The 14640-nt window shown below is 71.8% G+C and carries 15 protein-coding genes and 1 riboswitch; of the genes, 8 read left to right on the forward strand and 7 right to left on the reverse strand.

What is annotated here, in order from left to right:
* Window positions 1-122 precede the first annotated feature (122 nt).
* From JNW91_RS11060 to JNW91_RS11080, 5 genes are all read left to right on the forward strand, one after another.
* Window positions 123-761 carry a transporter gene (locus JNW91_RS11060; protein ID WP_203174789.1) on the forward strand — a complete coding sequence of 213 codons (639 nt, stop codon included), beginning with the start codon at window positions 123-125 and terminating at the stop codon, window positions 759-761.
* A complete protein-coding gene (locus JNW91_RS11065) occupies window positions 758-1069 on the forward strand; it encodes a transcriptional regulator (protein WP_203174790.1) in 312 nt (103 codons plus the stop codon). Before JNW91_RS11060 ends, JNW91_RS11065 begins: the two co-directional genes overlap by 4 nt.
* A complete protein-coding gene (locus tag JNW91_RS11070) occupies window positions 1066-1992 on the forward strand; it encodes an ABC transporter ATP-binding protein (RefSeq protein WP_203174791.1) in 927 nt (308 codons plus the stop codon). Before JNW91_RS11065 ends, JNW91_RS11070 begins: the two co-directional genes overlap by 4 nt.
* 11 nt (window positions 1993-2003) lie before the next feature.
* Window positions 2004-2741, forward strand: coding sequence for an ABC transporter permease (locus tag JNW91_RS11075; protein ID WP_203174792.1), 738 nt, complete (start codon window positions 2004-2006; stop codon window positions 2739-2741).
* Between the two features lie 94 nt (window positions 2742-2835).
* Window positions 2836-3600, forward strand: a complete 765-nt coding sequence (locus JNW91_RS11080) for a VOC family protein (protein ID WP_203174793.1) — start codon at window positions 2836-2838, stop codon at window positions 3598-3600.
* 104 nt (window positions 3601-3704) lie between these two features.
* On the opposite strand, the gene JNW91_RS11085 is transcribed toward JNW91_RS11080, so the two are convergent.
* The 4 genes from JNW91_RS11085 to JNW91_RS11100 form a co-directional block, all read right to left on the reverse strand.
* Window positions 3705-4511 (reverse strand): ABC transporter ATP-binding protein, encoded by an 807-nt coding sequence (locus JNW91_RS11085; protein ID WP_309244317.1) that lies wholly within the window; start codon window positions 4509-4511, stop codon window positions 3705-3707.
* Window positions 4508-5596: a FecCD family ABC transporter permease gene (locus tag JNW91_RS11090; protein ID WP_203174804.1), complete on the reverse strand. Its 1089-nt coding sequence runs from the start codon at window positions 5594-5596 to the stop codon at window positions 4508-4510. The genes JNW91_RS11085 and JNW91_RS11090 overlap by 4 nt, the downstream gene beginning before the upstream one ends.
* Before the next feature lie 94 nt (window positions 5597-5690).
* On the reverse strand, window positions 5691-6620 hold the full coding sequence (locus tag JNW91_RS11095) for an ABC transporter substrate-binding protein (RefSeq protein WP_203174794.1): 930 nt from the start codon (window positions 6618-6620) through the stop codon (window positions 5691-5693).
* 86 nt (window positions 6621-6706) lie between these two features.
* Window positions 6707-6829, reverse strand: a riboswitch (cobalamin riboswitch).
* A 155-nt stretch (window positions 6830-6984) separates the two neighbouring features.
* Entirely contained in the window at window positions 6985-8865 is a 1881-nt protein-coding gene (locus tag JNW91_RS11100) for a M14 family metallopeptidase (protein ID WP_203174795.1), read from the reverse strand.
* Between the two features lie 212 nt (window positions 8866-9077).
* Between JNW91_RS11100 and JNW91_RS11105 the strand changes: the two genes are divergently transcribed.
* Window positions 9078-10415, forward strand: coding sequence for a C39 family peptidase (locus JNW91_RS11105; RefSeq protein WP_203174796.1), 1338 nt, complete (start codon window positions 9078-9080; stop codon window positions 10413-10415).
* A gap of 66 nt (window positions 10416-10481) precedes the next feature.
* On the opposite strand, the gene JNW91_RS11110 is transcribed toward JNW91_RS11105, so the two are convergent.
* The 3 genes from JNW91_RS11110 to mqnE form a co-directional block, all read right to left on the reverse strand.
* A complete protein-coding gene (locus JNW91_RS11110; RefSeq protein ID WP_203174797.1) occupies window positions 10482-10784 on the reverse strand; it encodes a DUF4229 domain-containing protein in 303 nt (100 codons plus the stop codon).
* Window positions 10785-10861: 77 nt separating this feature from the next.
* Window positions 10862-11299, reverse strand: coding sequence for a hypothetical protein (locus tag JNW91_RS11115; RefSeq protein ID WP_203174798.1), 438 nt, complete (start codon window positions 11297-11299; stop codon window positions 10862-10864).
* 23 nt (window positions 11300-11322) lie between these two features.
* Entirely contained in the window at window positions 11323-12492 is a 1170-nt protein-coding gene (mqnE, locus tag JNW91_RS11120) for an aminofutalosine synthase MqnE (protein ID WP_203174799.1), read from the reverse strand.
* Between the two features lie 237 nt (window positions 12493-12729).
* Here mqnE and JNW91_RS11125 point away from each other — a divergent pair, with 237 nt between their 5' ends.
* Both JNW91_RS11125 and JNW91_RS11130 read left to right on the forward strand, forming a co-directional pair.
* A complete protein-coding gene (locus tag JNW91_RS11125) occupies window positions 12730-14295 on the forward strand; it encodes a C40 family peptidase (protein ID WP_203174800.1) in 1566 nt (521 codons plus the stop codon).
* A 114-nt stretch (window positions 14296-14409) separates the two neighbouring features.
* The coding region (locus JNW91_RS11130) for a hypothetical protein (RefSeq protein ID WP_203174801.1) at window positions 14410-14640 on the forward strand (231 nt) is incomplete at its 3' end.

The raw sequence follows: 14640 nt of genomic DNA on the forward strand, positions 1-14640 counted from the left end.
GTGTCCTGTGCGACGGATCAGCCGCTACAGGCACCCACCATAGGCACTGCGCGCCGCCATCGGTGACCCGCCCGCGGAACACCGGTCACACCCCATCGACTTTGTGCCATAAACTAGTTTGCGTGAATCCCGACGACGACCTGCCGCCGACCGACGCCGCGGCCGCGCTCCGACTGATCGAAGACCAACGATCGGAGACGACACGCCGGCTCGAGCCGGACCCCCGGGTTCTCTACTGGCCGTGGGGCATCGCCTGGCTGGTCGGCTTCGGGCTGTTCTTCCTGCGCTTCTCCCCCGACGACCGGGTGCTGGTCCGGCTGCCCGGGTGGCTGCCGCTGACCGTCCTCTTCGTCCTGCTCCTGAGCGCCGCCGCGATCCAGGCGGTGGCCGGCGCGCGGGCGTACGGCCAGGTGACCGGCGACTCGGCCCGACGCGGGCGCTGGTACGGCTGCGCCTGGGCACTGGGCTCGCTGAGCGTGTACGCGGGGCTCGGCCGGATCACCGAGCACCTGCCCCACGACCTGGCGGCACTGCTCTGGTCGGCGACGGCGGTCGGGCTGACCGGCGCGCTGGAAATGGCCGGCGGTGCGATCTGGCTGGACCGGGACCTGTTCCGGCTGGGCGTCTGGATCAGCGTGATCAACGTGGTCGGCACGTTCGCCGGGCCGGGCTGGCACTCACTGGTGATCGCGGTGGCCGGTGGTGGCGGGATTCTCGTCGCCGGCATGCTCGCCCACCTGCGTCGCCGGCGGGCGCGATGACCGACCTCGACCCGGTCATCCACGCCCAGGCTCGGCTGCGCGTGGTGGCGAGCCTCTCCGCGCTGGGCGACGGAGACCGGATCGCCTTCCCCCGCCTCCAGGAACTGCTCGCCATGACCGCCGGCAACCTCTCCGTGCACCTGCGCCGGCTCGAGGACGCCGGGTACGTGGAGATCCGCAAGACCCACCGTGGACGCACCCCGACCACCCTGATCCGGCTCAGCCGGCGAGGCCGGCTGGCCTTCGAGGAGTACACCGAGGCCATCCGTACCCTGCTCGACCCCACCCCGTCGAAGGAGCAGTCATGACCCTCGCCCGAGCCGACCAGGCCAGCCGCCGGTACGGCGACGTCCTCGCCCTCGACCGCGTCGACCTGGAGGTCCGGGCCGGTGAGCTGGTCGGCCTGCTCGGCCCGAACGGCGCCGGCAAGAGCACCCTGATGAACCTCCTGGTCGGGCTGCGACGACCCACCTCCGGCCGGGTGGAGCTGTTCGGCGGCGACCCCCGCGACCCGGCGTCGCGGCGACAGATCGGCGTCACCCCGCAGGAGACCGGCCTGCCGGGCACGCTGCGCGTCGGCGAGGTGGTCGACTTCGTCTCCGCGCACTACCCCGACCCGGTGCCCCGCGGGGAACTGCTCGACCGTTTCGGCATCGGCGACCTCGTCCGGCGGCAGACCGGCGGGCTCTCCGGTGGGCAGCGCCGGCGGCTGGCCGTGGCGTTGGCCTTCGTGGGTCGGCCCCGGCTGGTGCTGCTCGACGAGCCGACCACCGGCCTGGACGTGACCGCCCGGCACACCCTGTGGGACGCGATCCGCGCGTTCCACGACGACGGCGGGACCGTCCTGTTGAGCAGCCACTACCTGGAGGAGGTCGAGGCGCTGGCCCGCCGGGTCGTGGTGATCGGGCAGGGCCGGGTGCTCGTCGACGACACGGTGGACGCGGTGCGCGGCATCGTCGGCGTACGCCGGGTCAGCCTGGTCGCTGACGAACTGCCCGAGCTGCCCGGCGTGGTCCGCACCGAACGGATCGACGGCCGGCTGCACCTGCTCACCACCGACTCCGACGAGTTGGTCCGCGCGCTGGTCACCACCGGGACCGTCTTCACCGACCTGGAGGTCCGGCCGACCTCGCTGGAGGAGGCGTTCCTCGCCATCACCGGCGAGGACCAACCCGCCATTGAAGGTCAGCCCGCCACCGCCACCGCCGGCGGCCGACCCACCACCGTCTGAGGAGGCGACCCGTGCAGCTCGCCCTGGTCCACGCCCGCTACCAGCTCCTGGAGGTCATCCGGATTCCGGTGGCCGTCTTCGGCAGCGCCTTCTTCCCGGCCGCCGCGATGATCTTCTTCGTGGTGCCGTTCGCCGGCGACGACTCGGCCGGCGCAACCTTCGCCACCGCGTCGATGGTCACCTTCTCGGTGATGAGCGCCAACATCTTCCAGTACGGGGTCGGCGTCGCCGAGGACCGCGCCCAGCCGTGGAACCCGTACACCCGGACCCTGCCGGCCGGGCCGGCACCCCGGTTCGCCGGCCGGGTGCTGGCCGGCCTGGCGCTGACCTACCTCTCGCTGATCCCGGTCGCGGTGATCGGCGCGACGCTCACCGCGGCGCAGCTCAGCCCCGCGGCGTTCCTGCTCGCCCTCGGCGCCGTCGCCATCATCTCGGTGCCGTTCACCCTGATGGGGCTCGCCATCGGCTACTCGCTGCCCAGCAAGGCGGCGATCGTGGTGGCGCAGGTCGTCTTCCTGCCGCTCGCATTCGGCGGCGGCCTGCTCTCCGCGCCGGGGGACGCACCCGGCTTCATCGAGACGATCGCACCGTTCCTGCCCACCCGGGGCGCGGCCGAACTGATGTGGGCGGCGGTCGGCGACTACGCCGTCGAGCCACTGGCACTGATCATGCTCGGTGTCTGGGTGGTGCTGCTCGCCACGCTCGCCGCCTGGGCCTACCGGCGGGACGAGGGTCGCCGGTTCAGCTGACGATTCGTCCGTTTCGGCCCCGGGCTGCGGCGGGACGGTGCCAGGATTCGGCAGGGGGCCGCCGTGGCCACCCGGGCCGAGAGGGGTCTTGACCGTGAGCACCGTCCCGCCGGGTACGCCCTGCTGGGCCGACCTGGCCACCCCGGATCTGACCGACGCGCGGCGCTTCTACCCGGAGCTGTTCGGCTGGACCGGCCGGGTGACCCCGGAACCCGAGGCCGGCGGCTACACGATCTTCCTGCTCGACGGCCAGGCGGCGGCCGGCGCCGGACCGCCAGCCATCCCGGACCAGGTGCCGATCTGGTCGACGTACATCGCCACCGACGACGCGGAACTCGTCGCCGGCCGGGTCGAACGGGCCGGCGGACAGGTGGTGGTACCGCCGTTCGAGGTGTTCGACCGAGGCTGGATGGGGGTCTTCGCCGACCCGGCCGGCGCCACGTTCAGCGTCTGGCAGCCACTGACCATGGCCGGAGCCGAGGTGTTCGGCGTGCCGGGCGCGATGAGCTGGAACGAACTGGTCACCCCCGACCCGGAGGGCGCGAAGGTCTTCTACGAGCTGGTGTTCGGCTGGCAGCCGGACGACCAGCCGGTCGCCGGGACGACGTACACCGGGTGGCGGCTCGGGGCGCGGATCGTCGCCGGAATGATGCGGCCACTGGCCGACGACTTCCCGGCCGACCTGCCGGCGTACTGGACGGTGTACTTCGCCGTGGCCGACGCGGACGCCGCCGCGGCCCGCGCCTCCGAGCTCGGCGGCACGATCCTGGTCCCGCCCCGCGACATTCCGTCCGGCCGGTTCGCCTCCCTGCGCGACCCCCAGGGCGCCCTCTTTTCGGTGATCGACCTGGGCTCCTGACGCCCGCACCGCACCCGCGCCCCGTGCCCCCGCGCCCCGCGCCTGCGCGAGCGCCGGGCCCCTGCGCGTGGGGGGCTCGCGCGTCGGGGCGCGGGGGCTACGGGTCAGGGGCGGGGGCGGACGGGGACCACCAGGGGGCCATGTGCGCCGGGGACCACCCGCACGCTCGCCCGGTAGTGGGTGGCGAGCAGGTGCTCGGTCAGCACCTCGTGCGGTGTTCCGGATGCCACCACCCGCCCGTCGGCGATCAGCACCATCCGGTCGGCGTACTCGCCGGCCAGGGAGAGGTCGTGCATGGTGGCGAGCACGGTGAGGCCGTGCTCGCGGCGCAGCTGGTCGACCAGCTCCAACACCTCCTGCTGGTGGCCGATGTCGAGTGCGCTGGTCGGCTCGTCCAGCAGCAACAGCGTCGCCCCCTGGGCCAGCGCGCGGGCGAGGAAGACCCGCTGCCGTTCGCCCCCGGAGAGGGTGGCCAGCTCCCGGCGGTGGAACCCGGTGAGATCCAGCCGGTCGAGGACCTCGTGCACGGCGGCCACGTCGGCGGCCGATTCCCGGCCCAGCGGCGGAATGTACGGGGTGCGGCCGAGCAGCACGTAGTCCAGCACCGACATGCCGGGCGGTACGACCGGGGACTGCGCCACCGTGGCCACCACCCGGGCGCGGTCCCGGCGGCGCAGCGCGGCGCTCGGCGTACCGAAGAGGGTGATCGCGCCCGGCGCGGGCAGCAGACCGCCGACGGCGCGCAGCAGGGTCGACTTGCCGGCGCCGTTCGGACCGATGACGGTGACCCATTCGCCGGCCGCGACGGTGAGGTCGACACCGGCGAGGATCCGCGTGCCGTCCAGGCTGACGTGCAGTTCCCGCACCTCGACAGCTGGCACGCCCGCACCGGTGACGGGTTCGGGGCTCACGTGAGCACCCGCCGCGCCGTCCGCAGCACGAGCACGAAGAACGGGCCGCCGAGCAGCGCGGTCACCACCCCGATCGGCACCTCGGCCGGCGCGGCGGCGGTCCGGGCCACCACGTCGGTCAGGGCCAGGAACGCGGCGCCGAACAGCAGCGACAACGGCAGGATCACCCGGTAGCTCGACCCGGCGAGCAGACGGACGGTGTGCGGCACGATGATGCCCACGAAGCCGATCAGCCCGGTCGCGGAGACCGCCGCAGCCGTGCCCAGCGAGGCGGCGGCGATCAGCAGGTAGCGGGAGCGTTGGGGGTGCAGGCCGAGGCTCCTCGCCTCGTCGTCGCCGACCGCGAGGACGTCCAGCTCGCGGCGGTGCAGCAGGACCACCACGGTGGTCAGCACGGCGTACGGCAGCACCAGCAGCACGTCGTGCCAGCCGGCGGTGGCGAGCCGGCCGAGCAGCCAGGAGTAGACCGGTTGGATGCTGTCGGCGTGCCGTTGCAGCAGGTACGTCTGGCCGGCGGAGAGGAACGCCGAGACCGCCACCCCGGCCAGGATCAGCATCGCCGGTGACCGACTCCGCCCGCCGGCAGCCCCGAGCACGTACGTCATCGTCACGGCGAGCAGCGAGCCGGCGAACGCGGCCAGCGGGATGGTCACCGGCAGCCCGGTGAGTGCGCCCTGCCGACCGACGCCGCCGAGGGCGATCACCGCGGTGACCGCGAGGCCGGCGCCGGCGGCGACCCCGAGCAGGTACGGGTCGGCCAGCGGATTGCGGAACACGCCCTGGTAGCAGCCGCCGGCCAGGGCGAGCAGGCCACCGACGAGCAGGCCCAGCACCACCCGGGGCAGCCGCAGCTCGATGACGATCGCGATCTCCCGCTCGGAGAGTTCGCTGTCGAGGTGCACGCCGGGGATCAGGTTGAGCAGTTCGGCGGAGACGCTGCCCGGGGGCAGGCTCACCGGGCCGAGCGACACACCCGCGACCAGCGCGACGAGCACCGCGACCACGCCGGCGACCAACCAACGCTTGCGCAGCCCGGCCGGCCGGGGCTCGGGCGACAGCCCGGCGGGCCGAGCCTCGGACGACAGTCCGGCCGAGCCGGACGACCCGGCGGGCCGGGTGCCGAATCGCAGCCCGGCCGGCCGGGACGGAGGCGGCGTCGAGGTCACTGACGGATCGCGGTCACGCGGGCACCTTGGCGACCGCGTCGATGATCACCCGGAGCAGGTCCACGACACGCGGCCCCCAGCGGGAGGCGATGTCGTCGTCCAGTGCGACCACCTGGTTGTTCTTCACCGCGGTGAGCCCGGCCCAGCCGCTGCGCGCCCTGACCGTGTCGGCGCTCTGCTGGCAGCACTTGGAGTCGGCCAGGAAGACGAAGTCCGGGTTGGCCTTGACGATGAACTCCTGGGACAGCTGTGGGTAGCCGCCGTTCTTGCCGTCGGCGTCCACCGGGTCGGCGATGTTGGTGAGGCCGGCCTGGCTGTAGAGCGAGCCGATAAAGGTCTTGCTGGTCGCGCTGTACAGCTCCGGGCCCAGCTCGTGGTAGTAGGTGAGCTTCTCGGCGCGCTGCGGCAGGTCCTTGACCAGCTTGGCGATGTCGTCCTTCATCCGCCCGGTGACGTCGGCGGCCTGGTCGGCGTGCCCGGTCAGCGTGCCCAGGTCGGTGATCTGCCGGTACGAGTCGTCCAGCGTGACGGCCGCCGGGGTCAGGTAGACCGGGATCTTCAGCTTGCCGAGCTGGTCGACGATCTTGTTGGTGTCGTTGGAGAGCACCACCAGGTCCGGGTTCTTGCCGGCGATCGCCTCGGCGTTGGGCTGGAAGCCGGACAGGTCGCTCTTGGGCGCGTCGGCCGGGTAGTTGGACTGGTCGTCGACCGCGGTCACCTGCGGGCCGGCGCCGATCGCGAAGAGCATCTCGGTGGCGCTGGGCGACAGCGAGACGATCTTCTCGGGACGCTTGTCGAGGGTGAGCGAGCCGACCGTCACGGGGTAACTGGCGGCCGCGGGGCCGGCGGCCGGCTGGTCGGCGGCCTTCTCGGCGCAGGCGCCGAGGGCGAGCGCGGCGACCGCGAGGGTCGCGGCGAGGAGCCGAGGGGTACGTCTGGACATGGGGGCCTCCTGTCGGTCGAGGAGTGTGGTGCTTCGCCGACAGGGACTTTCGTACGCCCGCCCACGAGGCGCCCTTCCTCGAGAGCGCGTGTCGCGACCGGTCCGCAGGCGACCTGGCTCATCCCCACCGTCGGGCGGGGCATCACAGTTGCGGGACAGCGCCGGGTTTCGCACCGGCTTCGCTGCGGACTGATCGCTAAGACGGTAGCGCACCGCCGGGACGTGCCGGATCGATCAAGGACCGATCAGCGCACGTCGATTCACTCGACTGCCGTGCAGCGAGGACGGTGGGGCGTATGTCCCGGATCCGGAGGCTCGAAAGCGGGTGGTGGGGCCCCGTCGGGGCGGAACGGGGCCCACCCGATCAGGAGGAGGTGATGGTGACGTTGTCCACAGCCGCCTCGACGAGGCTGGCGCCGGAGGCGTCCGCCGCCTCGACGAGGATGCGGACGGACTGGCCGGCGTACGGGGTGAGGTTGAGGTTCGCCACAGCCCAGCCTCCGTTGCGGTTGGTGGCCGCTCCGGCCTGGGTGAGCAGGGCGGTGGTGCCGCCGTTGTGCACCACGCTCACCCGTAGGTAGTCCGCCGACGAGGCGTTGGAACCGTGCGCCAGGTACCAGGCGAGCGAGAGGGTCAGCGTGCCGGACGACGGCAGGGTCACCGCCGGGGATCGGGCGCTGGTCACGCCGCCGTCCAGGTCGTAGTCACCGGCGGCCGCGCCGGCCAGCCGGCCGGTGACGAGGTCGTTGGACCCGGCGTACGGGGTGAGCTGCTTGGCGCCGGAGGACGTGGTCGCCTGGGCGGCGCCCCGTTCCCACGCCCCGAGGGTGGCGGTGTCGGTGCCGGCCGGGTTGATGGTCCAGCCGGTGGCGCTCTCGAAGGTGTCCGACCAGACCGTGGTGCCGCCGCCACCGCCGCCGCAGTACTGCGCCTGCTTGCCGATGGCCCGGTACGGGCAGTCGGCGTACTCGCTGAGGATCAGCACCGCCTCCCGGTTGCGGGAGGTCTGCGCCGGGATCACCTCGTCGGGCGGGTAGAAGCCGCCGCCACCGGACGAGCCCGGGTACATCTCGAAGGTGTACGCCCAGATGTTGTGGGTGGCCCACATCCAGTCGAGGCTGTCCCCGTCGGTGATGTAGAGGTCGCTGGACTGCTCCGGGGTGTAGCCGTTGGTGGCTGCCATCTGCTGGCCGATGGTGGCGAAGGTGTTGTACTGGTCGGCGTTCATGCCGGTGGCGGTGTTCGCGGTGGTGTAGCCGTACGGCCAGAGCACCAACTGCGAGTAGGTGTGAAAGTCGATGTTGGCCTTGATCTGCTGGACGCCGCCGACCACCCGGCCGTTGACGAAGTTGCGCAGCGCCTGCGTCTCCGGCGCGGAGAACGCCGACGGGCCACGGTAGGTCTCCGACGAGGTGCTGCCGGAGGAGCCGCCGCAGCAGCCCCAGTTGTAGCCCCAGTTACGGTTCAGGTCGGTGCCGACGTTGGACGAGCCGCTGTTGGGCTGGCGGTTCTTGCGCCAGGACCGGTAGGACCCGGTGGCGATGTCGTACTCGCTGCCGTCCGGGTTGACCGTCGGCACGATCCAGATCTCCCGGCTGTTGACGATGTTGGTGATCCGGGAGTCGCCGCCGTAGCTGTCGGTGAAGAGGTTGAGCAGGTAGATCGCCATCTCGACGGTCAGGTGCTCACGGGCGTGCTGTTGGGCGTTGAACAGGATCTCCGGTTCGCTCTCGTCGGTGCCGACGTTGTCGGAGATCTTCACCGCCATCAGGTCGCGGCCCTCGTACGACGTACCAATGCTGATCTTGCGGGCGATGGCCGGATGGTCGGCGACGACCTGGTTCACGACGGCGGTCAGCTCCGCGTAGTCGTGGTAGTTGGAGTCGGCCGGCGGGAAGGCCAGCGTGCCGACCTCGCCGGCCCCGCGCTCGACGTTGGGCGGCGGGGCGAGCGGTTCCAGCCGGAAACCGAGCCTGCCGATCGCGGCGGCCTCACCGGCGGTGGCCGAGATGTGCAGGACGCCGTGCTCGGAGTAGTCGATGGCGGCTCCGGTGCGGGCCACCGCGTTGCGGTCGGCGAGGGTCCGGGGTCCGAGCACCCGGTAGCTGGCGGCGGCCGGCTCGGCGGTGCGGTCCGGTGCCGGTCGGGCGGCGACCGGACCGGCGGCGACGGTGACGATTCCCAGCCCGGTGACGACGGCGAGCACCAGGACGCGGCGGAGAGGGATGGACGTGCGGAGGGCCATGGACTACCTCCTCGATGGGCGGGAGATCCCGCTCGGTGGAGGACACTTCACCATCTGTCACATGGTCATATCAATATTGATCGCTGGCTAATGCATCCCAGGCGGATCATCACGCCGGCAATGATTTTCCACCCGTGAATATCTGGCGAAACTTCCTTCCAGGCGGAACACTGACCAGCGACGATGTCCCCTCTCGACACCGCGGAGCACCCATGGCCAGATCCCGCCTGCACGCGGCCGCCCTCGCCGGCGTAACCGCGCTCACCCTGCTCGCCACCGCCGCGCCCGCCACCGCGGCCCGCCCGCCCGCCACCGTCCACGACGAGCAGATCACCTTCCAGGACTGGTCCGGGCCCGCCGACTGGCACCGGGGCAGCCGGGACGGCACCCGCGTCGTGCCCGGCGCCCGGGCGGGCCTCACCCTGGCCCGCCCGGCCGGCACCGTCGAGTACGCCGACCCGCACACCGGCACCACCCGGACCTGGGAGTACGGCACCTGGACGTCACCGGTGACCCGGATCGGGTTCGACGCCACCGAGCTGATCGCCTCCTGGAACGCGGAGACCCCCGCCGGCACCTGGATCCAGGTGGAGATGCAGGGCAGCTACACCAGCGGTGACCAGACCCCGTGGTACGTCATGGGTCGCTGGGCGTCCGGCGACACCGACATCAAGCGGACCAGCGTCGACGATCAGGGTGACCCCTGGTCGACGATCTGGACCGACACCTTCAGCATCGACGACGCCGCCGCCGGGGTGCTGCTGCGGTCGTACCAGCTGCGGCTCACCCTCTACCGGGCACCCGGGCAGACCGCCACGCCGGTGGTCCGGATGCTCGGCGCGATGAGCTCCACCGTGCCGGACCGGTTCACCGTCACGCCCAGCGCCGGGCACATCGCCTGGGGCGTCGAGTTGCCGGTGCCGCGCTACTCGCAGAACGTGCACGCCGGGCACTACCCCGAGTACGACGGCGGCGGCGAGGCCTGGTGCTCACCCACCTCCACGGAGATGGTCGTCGAGTACTGGGGGCGCAAGCCGTCGGAGGCCGACACCTCCTGGGTGGACCCGACCTACCCCGACCCGACGGTCAACCACGCCGCGCGGATGACCTACGACTACGCGTACGACGGCGCCGGTAACTGGCCGTTCAACACCGCGTACGCGGCCAGCTTCCCCGGCCTGGAGGGACGGGTGACCCGGCTGCACTCGCTGGACGAGCTGGAGCGTTTCATCGCCGCCGGCATTCCGGTGGTGACCAGCCAGTCCTTCCTCGCCAGCGAACTCGACGGGGCGAACTACGGCACCTCCGGGCACCTGTTCGTGGTGGTCGGCTTCACCGCCGACGGTGACGTGATCGTCAACGATCCCGCGTCGTCCAGCAACGACGTGGTGCGCAACGTCTACAAGCGTGCTCAGTTCGAGCAGATCTGGCTGCGGACCAAGCGCACCAACGCCAGCGGCGGGGTCTCCGGCGGCTCCGGCGGCGTCGCGTACCTCGTCAAGCCCGTCGAAAAGGCGTGGCCCAAGGTCCCCGGCTCCACCAACTGGTAGGCCGAGCGCCGTTGATCATGAAGTTATTGCCCGGCTGATCGGCGTGTCGTGGCAATAACTTCATGATCAACGCTGGGAGTCGGGGGCCTGGGGGTTGGGGTCAGGGTTGGGGTTGGGGGTGGGGTGGTCTTCGCCGGCCAGGGCGGAGCGGAGGCGTTCCTTCTCCGTCCGCCTGCGCTCGGCGGCGTCGGCCATCTCTCCGGCCATCTCGTCCCGCCAGCCCCGCAGCAGGAAGAAGGAGAGCGCGGCGGAGAACACCAACGCCAGCATCAGCTTCAGGAACACGTTCATGTCGATCAGCCAGAGGGCCGCCAGCACGGCGACGAACAGCCCGATCCGACCCAGCGTGTACTTGACCGCCGCGCTCACCTGCACCACTCCGTTCTCTCCGTCAGCCGCCGCTGCCGGCGGAAGGAAGGGTCGAGCCGCCCGGCGGGCGGTCGCGGTCAGCCGGTCCGGCGGGCCAGCCAGCGGACGCCCGGAAACCAGACCGTCGCGTACGCCACGGTGAACGCCGCCGCCGCCAACGACCCGGACAGCAACGGCGGCAACCCGACGCCCAATCCGGCGACCAGCAGCCCGACGACCACCCCGACGGCCGCGGCGACAACCGCCGCCGCCACCCGGGCCGCGCCGAACTCCCAGGCCCGGAAGTCGTCCCAGAACAGCCACGCCGGAAGGATCACCGCCAGCCAACCATTGGTGTGACCGAAGTCGCCAGCGCCGATCGAGGCGAACGCCCAGTCGAACAACACCAGCGCCAACACGCCGATGACGACGCCGGCCAGGCACACCCCGAGCAGATCGCCCAGGGTACGGACGCGCCCCTCGGCGTCCCGGCGGGGAAACCCGCCCTGCTGCTCGGAACCGCTCTGCTCGGTCATCGACTGCGAGGGTACGTGGTGACTCAGGCCCAGACCTGCTGCGGCTCGGCGCGGCGCTCGGCCAACGACGGGGCCTTGTCGTACTCCCGGACCACGTTGTAGCGGGTGTCCCGCTCGACGGGCTGGAAGCCGGCGTCCCAGATCAGGTGCAGCAGGTCGTCACGGTGCATGGTGTTCGGGGTGCCGTACGAGTCGGCGTCATGGGTGATCTTGTATTCGACGACGGAGCCGTCCAGGTCGTCCACGCCGAAGTTCAGCGAGAGCTGGGCCACCGAGAGCCCGTGCATCACCCAGAAGTTCTTCACGTGCGGCACGTTGTCGAAGAGCAGCCGGGAGACGGCGAAGGTCTTCAACGACTCGGCCGGCGAGGCCATCGTGGTGCGCGCCTGGATCCGGTTACGGATCTTGCCGTCCGCCGAGTCCACGAAGTCGTGCTGGTAACGCAGCGGAATGAAGACCGCGAAGCCACCGGTCTCGTCCTGCAACTCACGCAGCCGCAGCACGTGGTCGACGCGGTGCCGGGGCTCCTCGATGTGGCCGTACAGCATCGTCGCCGGGGTCTTCATGCCCTTGCTGTGCGCCAGGGCGTGGATGCGCGACCAGTCCTCCCAGTGGCAGGCGTGGTCCACGATGTGCTGACGGACCTCCCAGTCGAAGATCTCCGCGCCACCGCCGGTCAGCGACTCCAGGCCGGCGTCCATCAGCTCGTCGAGGATCTCGTCGGCGCTCAGACCGCTGATCTTCTCGAACCACTGCACCTCGGTCGCCGTGAAGCACTTGAGCTTGACGTTCGGCAGAGCCGCCTTCAGCTCGCGCAGCACCTTCGGGTAGTACCGCCAGGGCAGCGTCGGGTGCAGGCCGTTGACGATGTGCAGCTCGGTGAGCTGCTCATCCTCCATCTCCTTCGCCTTGCGGACCGCCTCGTCGATGCGCATCGTGTACGCGTCCTTCTCGCCCGGCTTGCGCTGGAACGAGCAGTACGCACAGGACGCCGAACAGACGTTGGTCAGGTTGAGGTGCCGGTTGACGTTGAACATCACCCGGTCGCCGTTGAGCTCGGTGCGCTTGTGGTGCGCCAGCCGCCCCAACCAGGTCAGGTCGTCGCTCTCGTAGAGGGCGACCCCGTCCTCCCGGGTCAGCCGCTCACCGGCGTACACCTTCGCTTCGAGCTCACGCTTGAGTCCGGCGTCCATGCCACGTCCCTTCCACCTGCGGTCGGATCGAGCGTACGTCGGGACGCCGACCGACCCGGCGGCACGGTCGCCGGCAGCGACTCTTTCACCAGACTCTCAGCCTCCCGTAACCCCGCCACGCATCGACATCGGTGCCGGGGTGCGGTAGTAACAAGGTGGGGCGGAACACACACACTGGTACCGTCCCGACGGTCGCGCCCACCGAGCGCGGCGACGAGCAGTGGGACGGGGAGCGGAATGGTCTACAGCGGGCGCGGGCGACGGCAGCGACGACGGAGCCCGGTGATCTCGCCGGTCCTGCGTCCGAAGCTCTGGGCCGCCCTGCTCGGCGCGATCGCCGCAGCCGTGCTGGCCACCCCCGCGTACGCCGAACCCGGCGTACCGACCACCGTGCCGGACACCGGCGCGCGCCCGGCGGTCACCGGCTCGCTGCAACTGCCCGGCGCCGCACCGGTCGCCGGCGTTCCGGCACCTCCGCTCGTCAACGTCGGCACCGGCCCGCTGGCCGCCCAGATCTCCGCCGGTGAGATCCAGGTCGGCACGCTCGGCGAGGCATTGCTGCTGAGTCAGCAGAAACGCACCACGGCGCAGGCCCAGCTCGACGCCGCCGGAAAGGCACTGGAGACCGCGCAGGACGCCCTGCTGCGGGCACAGCAGGCGGCCGACGTGGCCGCCGCGGACGCGGTCAAGGCCGCCGCCGCGCTGCCGCCCGGCGACCTCGCCCAGGACATCCGGGGGCTGAGCCGACTCCAGCAGATCACCCGTGGCGAGAAGGTCGAGGGCGGCACCACCGGCGTCGCCGGTGAGCTGTCCCGCGCCCGCGCGGCCGAACAGACCGCCTACCAGGCGCACTCGGCGGCCAAGGCCCAGCTCGACGCCGCCCAGGCGGAGTTCACCTCCGGCGAGACGGCGCTGCGCACCGCCGAGGCCAGCCTGCTCAAGCTGCGCCGGGACAACGCCGCGCAGCTGATCGAGATCGAGCGCCAGCAGGAGGCCACCGAGCAGCAGATCGGCGCGGGCTACGTCGCCGGTCAGAACATCAGCGGCATGGCCGCGCACCCCCGGGCGCTGGCCGCCGTCCGGTACGCGCTCGCCCAGCTCGGCGACCCGTACAAGTGGTCGGAGGAGGGCCCGGACCAGTTCGACTGCTCCGGCCTGATGTGGGCGGCGTACCGGTCCCCCGGCGCCGACTACTTCGACCTGCCCCGCGTCTCCCGCGACCAGTACGCGGCCACCCGCAGTCGGACGGTGCCGCAGACCGCGCTGCTCCCCGGCGACCTGCTCTTCTTCGCCTCGGGCAGCAGTTGGACCACGATCCACCACGTCGGCATGTACATCGGCAACGGCAAGATGGTGCAGGCGCCCACCACCGGCGACGTCGTGAAGATCTCGGTCGTCGGCTGGTCCCGGCTGTACGCCGCCACCCGGGTGATCGGCGCGGTGCCGGCCCCCCCGACCGCGCCGACCGTGCCGGTGCCGCCGACCAACCCGAAGCCGCCGACGTCCACGCCGAAGCCGACGCCCAGCACGACGCCGACCAAGAAGCCCACGCCGACCCCGACGCCGACCGGATCGGCCACGCCGACCCCCACGCCCACCGGCAGCGCGACGCCGAAGCCGACCGGCAGCGCCACCGCGAGCCCGTCGTCCACGTCGAGCGGCACACCGACGACCCCGCCGACGACCCCGCCGACGGCGCCGACCAGCGCACCGGCCAGCACGACCGCGCCCGGCACGCCGGAGGCCAGCCGCAGTGGAACGGCCAGCGACAGCCCGTCCGGCAGCCCGAGCACCGGCAGCTGAGGCGCCACGACCCACTCCGGCTGTCCGCTCGCGGCGATCTGTGGCACCGTGACATCCAGGCACATCCGGTCCGACGTCACGGGTCCGGGTGCGAGCGTGGCACGGAGGGCGGAGATGGCCGAGCAGAAGGATCCGGCGGAGACTGTCGACCCCGTCGTCGATCGGGCTGATCCGCCGGAGGCAGGCGTCACCGAATCGGCGCCCGGCCCCGACGCCAGCTCGTCCGCCGACGACGGCAGCGCCGACGCCGGCGCGGTCAACGCCGACGGCAGCGCCGGCGCCGCCAACGCCGACGGGAACGCCGACGCCGGCGCGGTCCAGGCGGCCGACGCTCCCGCCGCGAGC

Origin of the sequence: Micromonospora parastrephiae, assembly GCF_016802865.1 — a bacterium.
In the GTDB taxonomy this organism is placed as follows: Bacteria; Actinomycetota; Actinomycetes; order Mycobacteriales; family Micromonosporaceae; genus Micromonospora; species Micromonospora parastrephiae.

Bases quoted from the DNA above. Each gene is read 5' to 3' on its own strand.
- JNW91_RS11065 (WP_203174790.1), top strand. From the start codon at position 758: ATGACCGACCTCGACCCGGTCATCCACGCCCAGGCTCGGCTGCGCGTG.
- JNW91_RS11070 (WP_203174791.1), top strand. From the start codon at position 1,066: ATGACCCTCGCCCGAGCCGACCAGGCCAGCCGCCGGTACGGCGACGTC.
- JNW91_RS11095 (WP_203174794.1), bottom strand. From the start codon at position 6,620: ATGTCCAGACGTACCCCTCGGCTCCTCGCCGCGACCCTCGCGGTCGCC.
- JNW91_RS11100 (WP_203174795.1), bottom strand. From the start codon at position 8,865: ATGGCCCTCCGCACGTCCATCCCTCTCCGCCGCGTCCTGGTGCTCGCC.
- JNW91_RS11105 (WP_203174796.1), top strand. From the start codon at position 9,078: ATGGCCAGATCCCGCCTGCACGCGGCCGCCCTCGCCGGCGTAACCGCG.
- JNW91_RS11115 (WP_203174798.1), bottom strand. From the start codon at position 11,299: ATGACCGAGCAGAGCGGTTCCGAGCAGCAGGGCGGGTTTCCCCGCCGG.
- mqnE (WP_203174799.1), bottom strand. From the start codon at position 12,492: ATGGACGCCGGACTCAAGCGTGAGCTCGAAGCGAAGGTGTACGCCGGT.
- JNW91_RS11125 (WP_203174800.1), top strand. From the start codon at position 12,730: ATGGTCTACAGCGGGCGCGGGCGACGGCAGCGACGACGGAGCCCGGTG.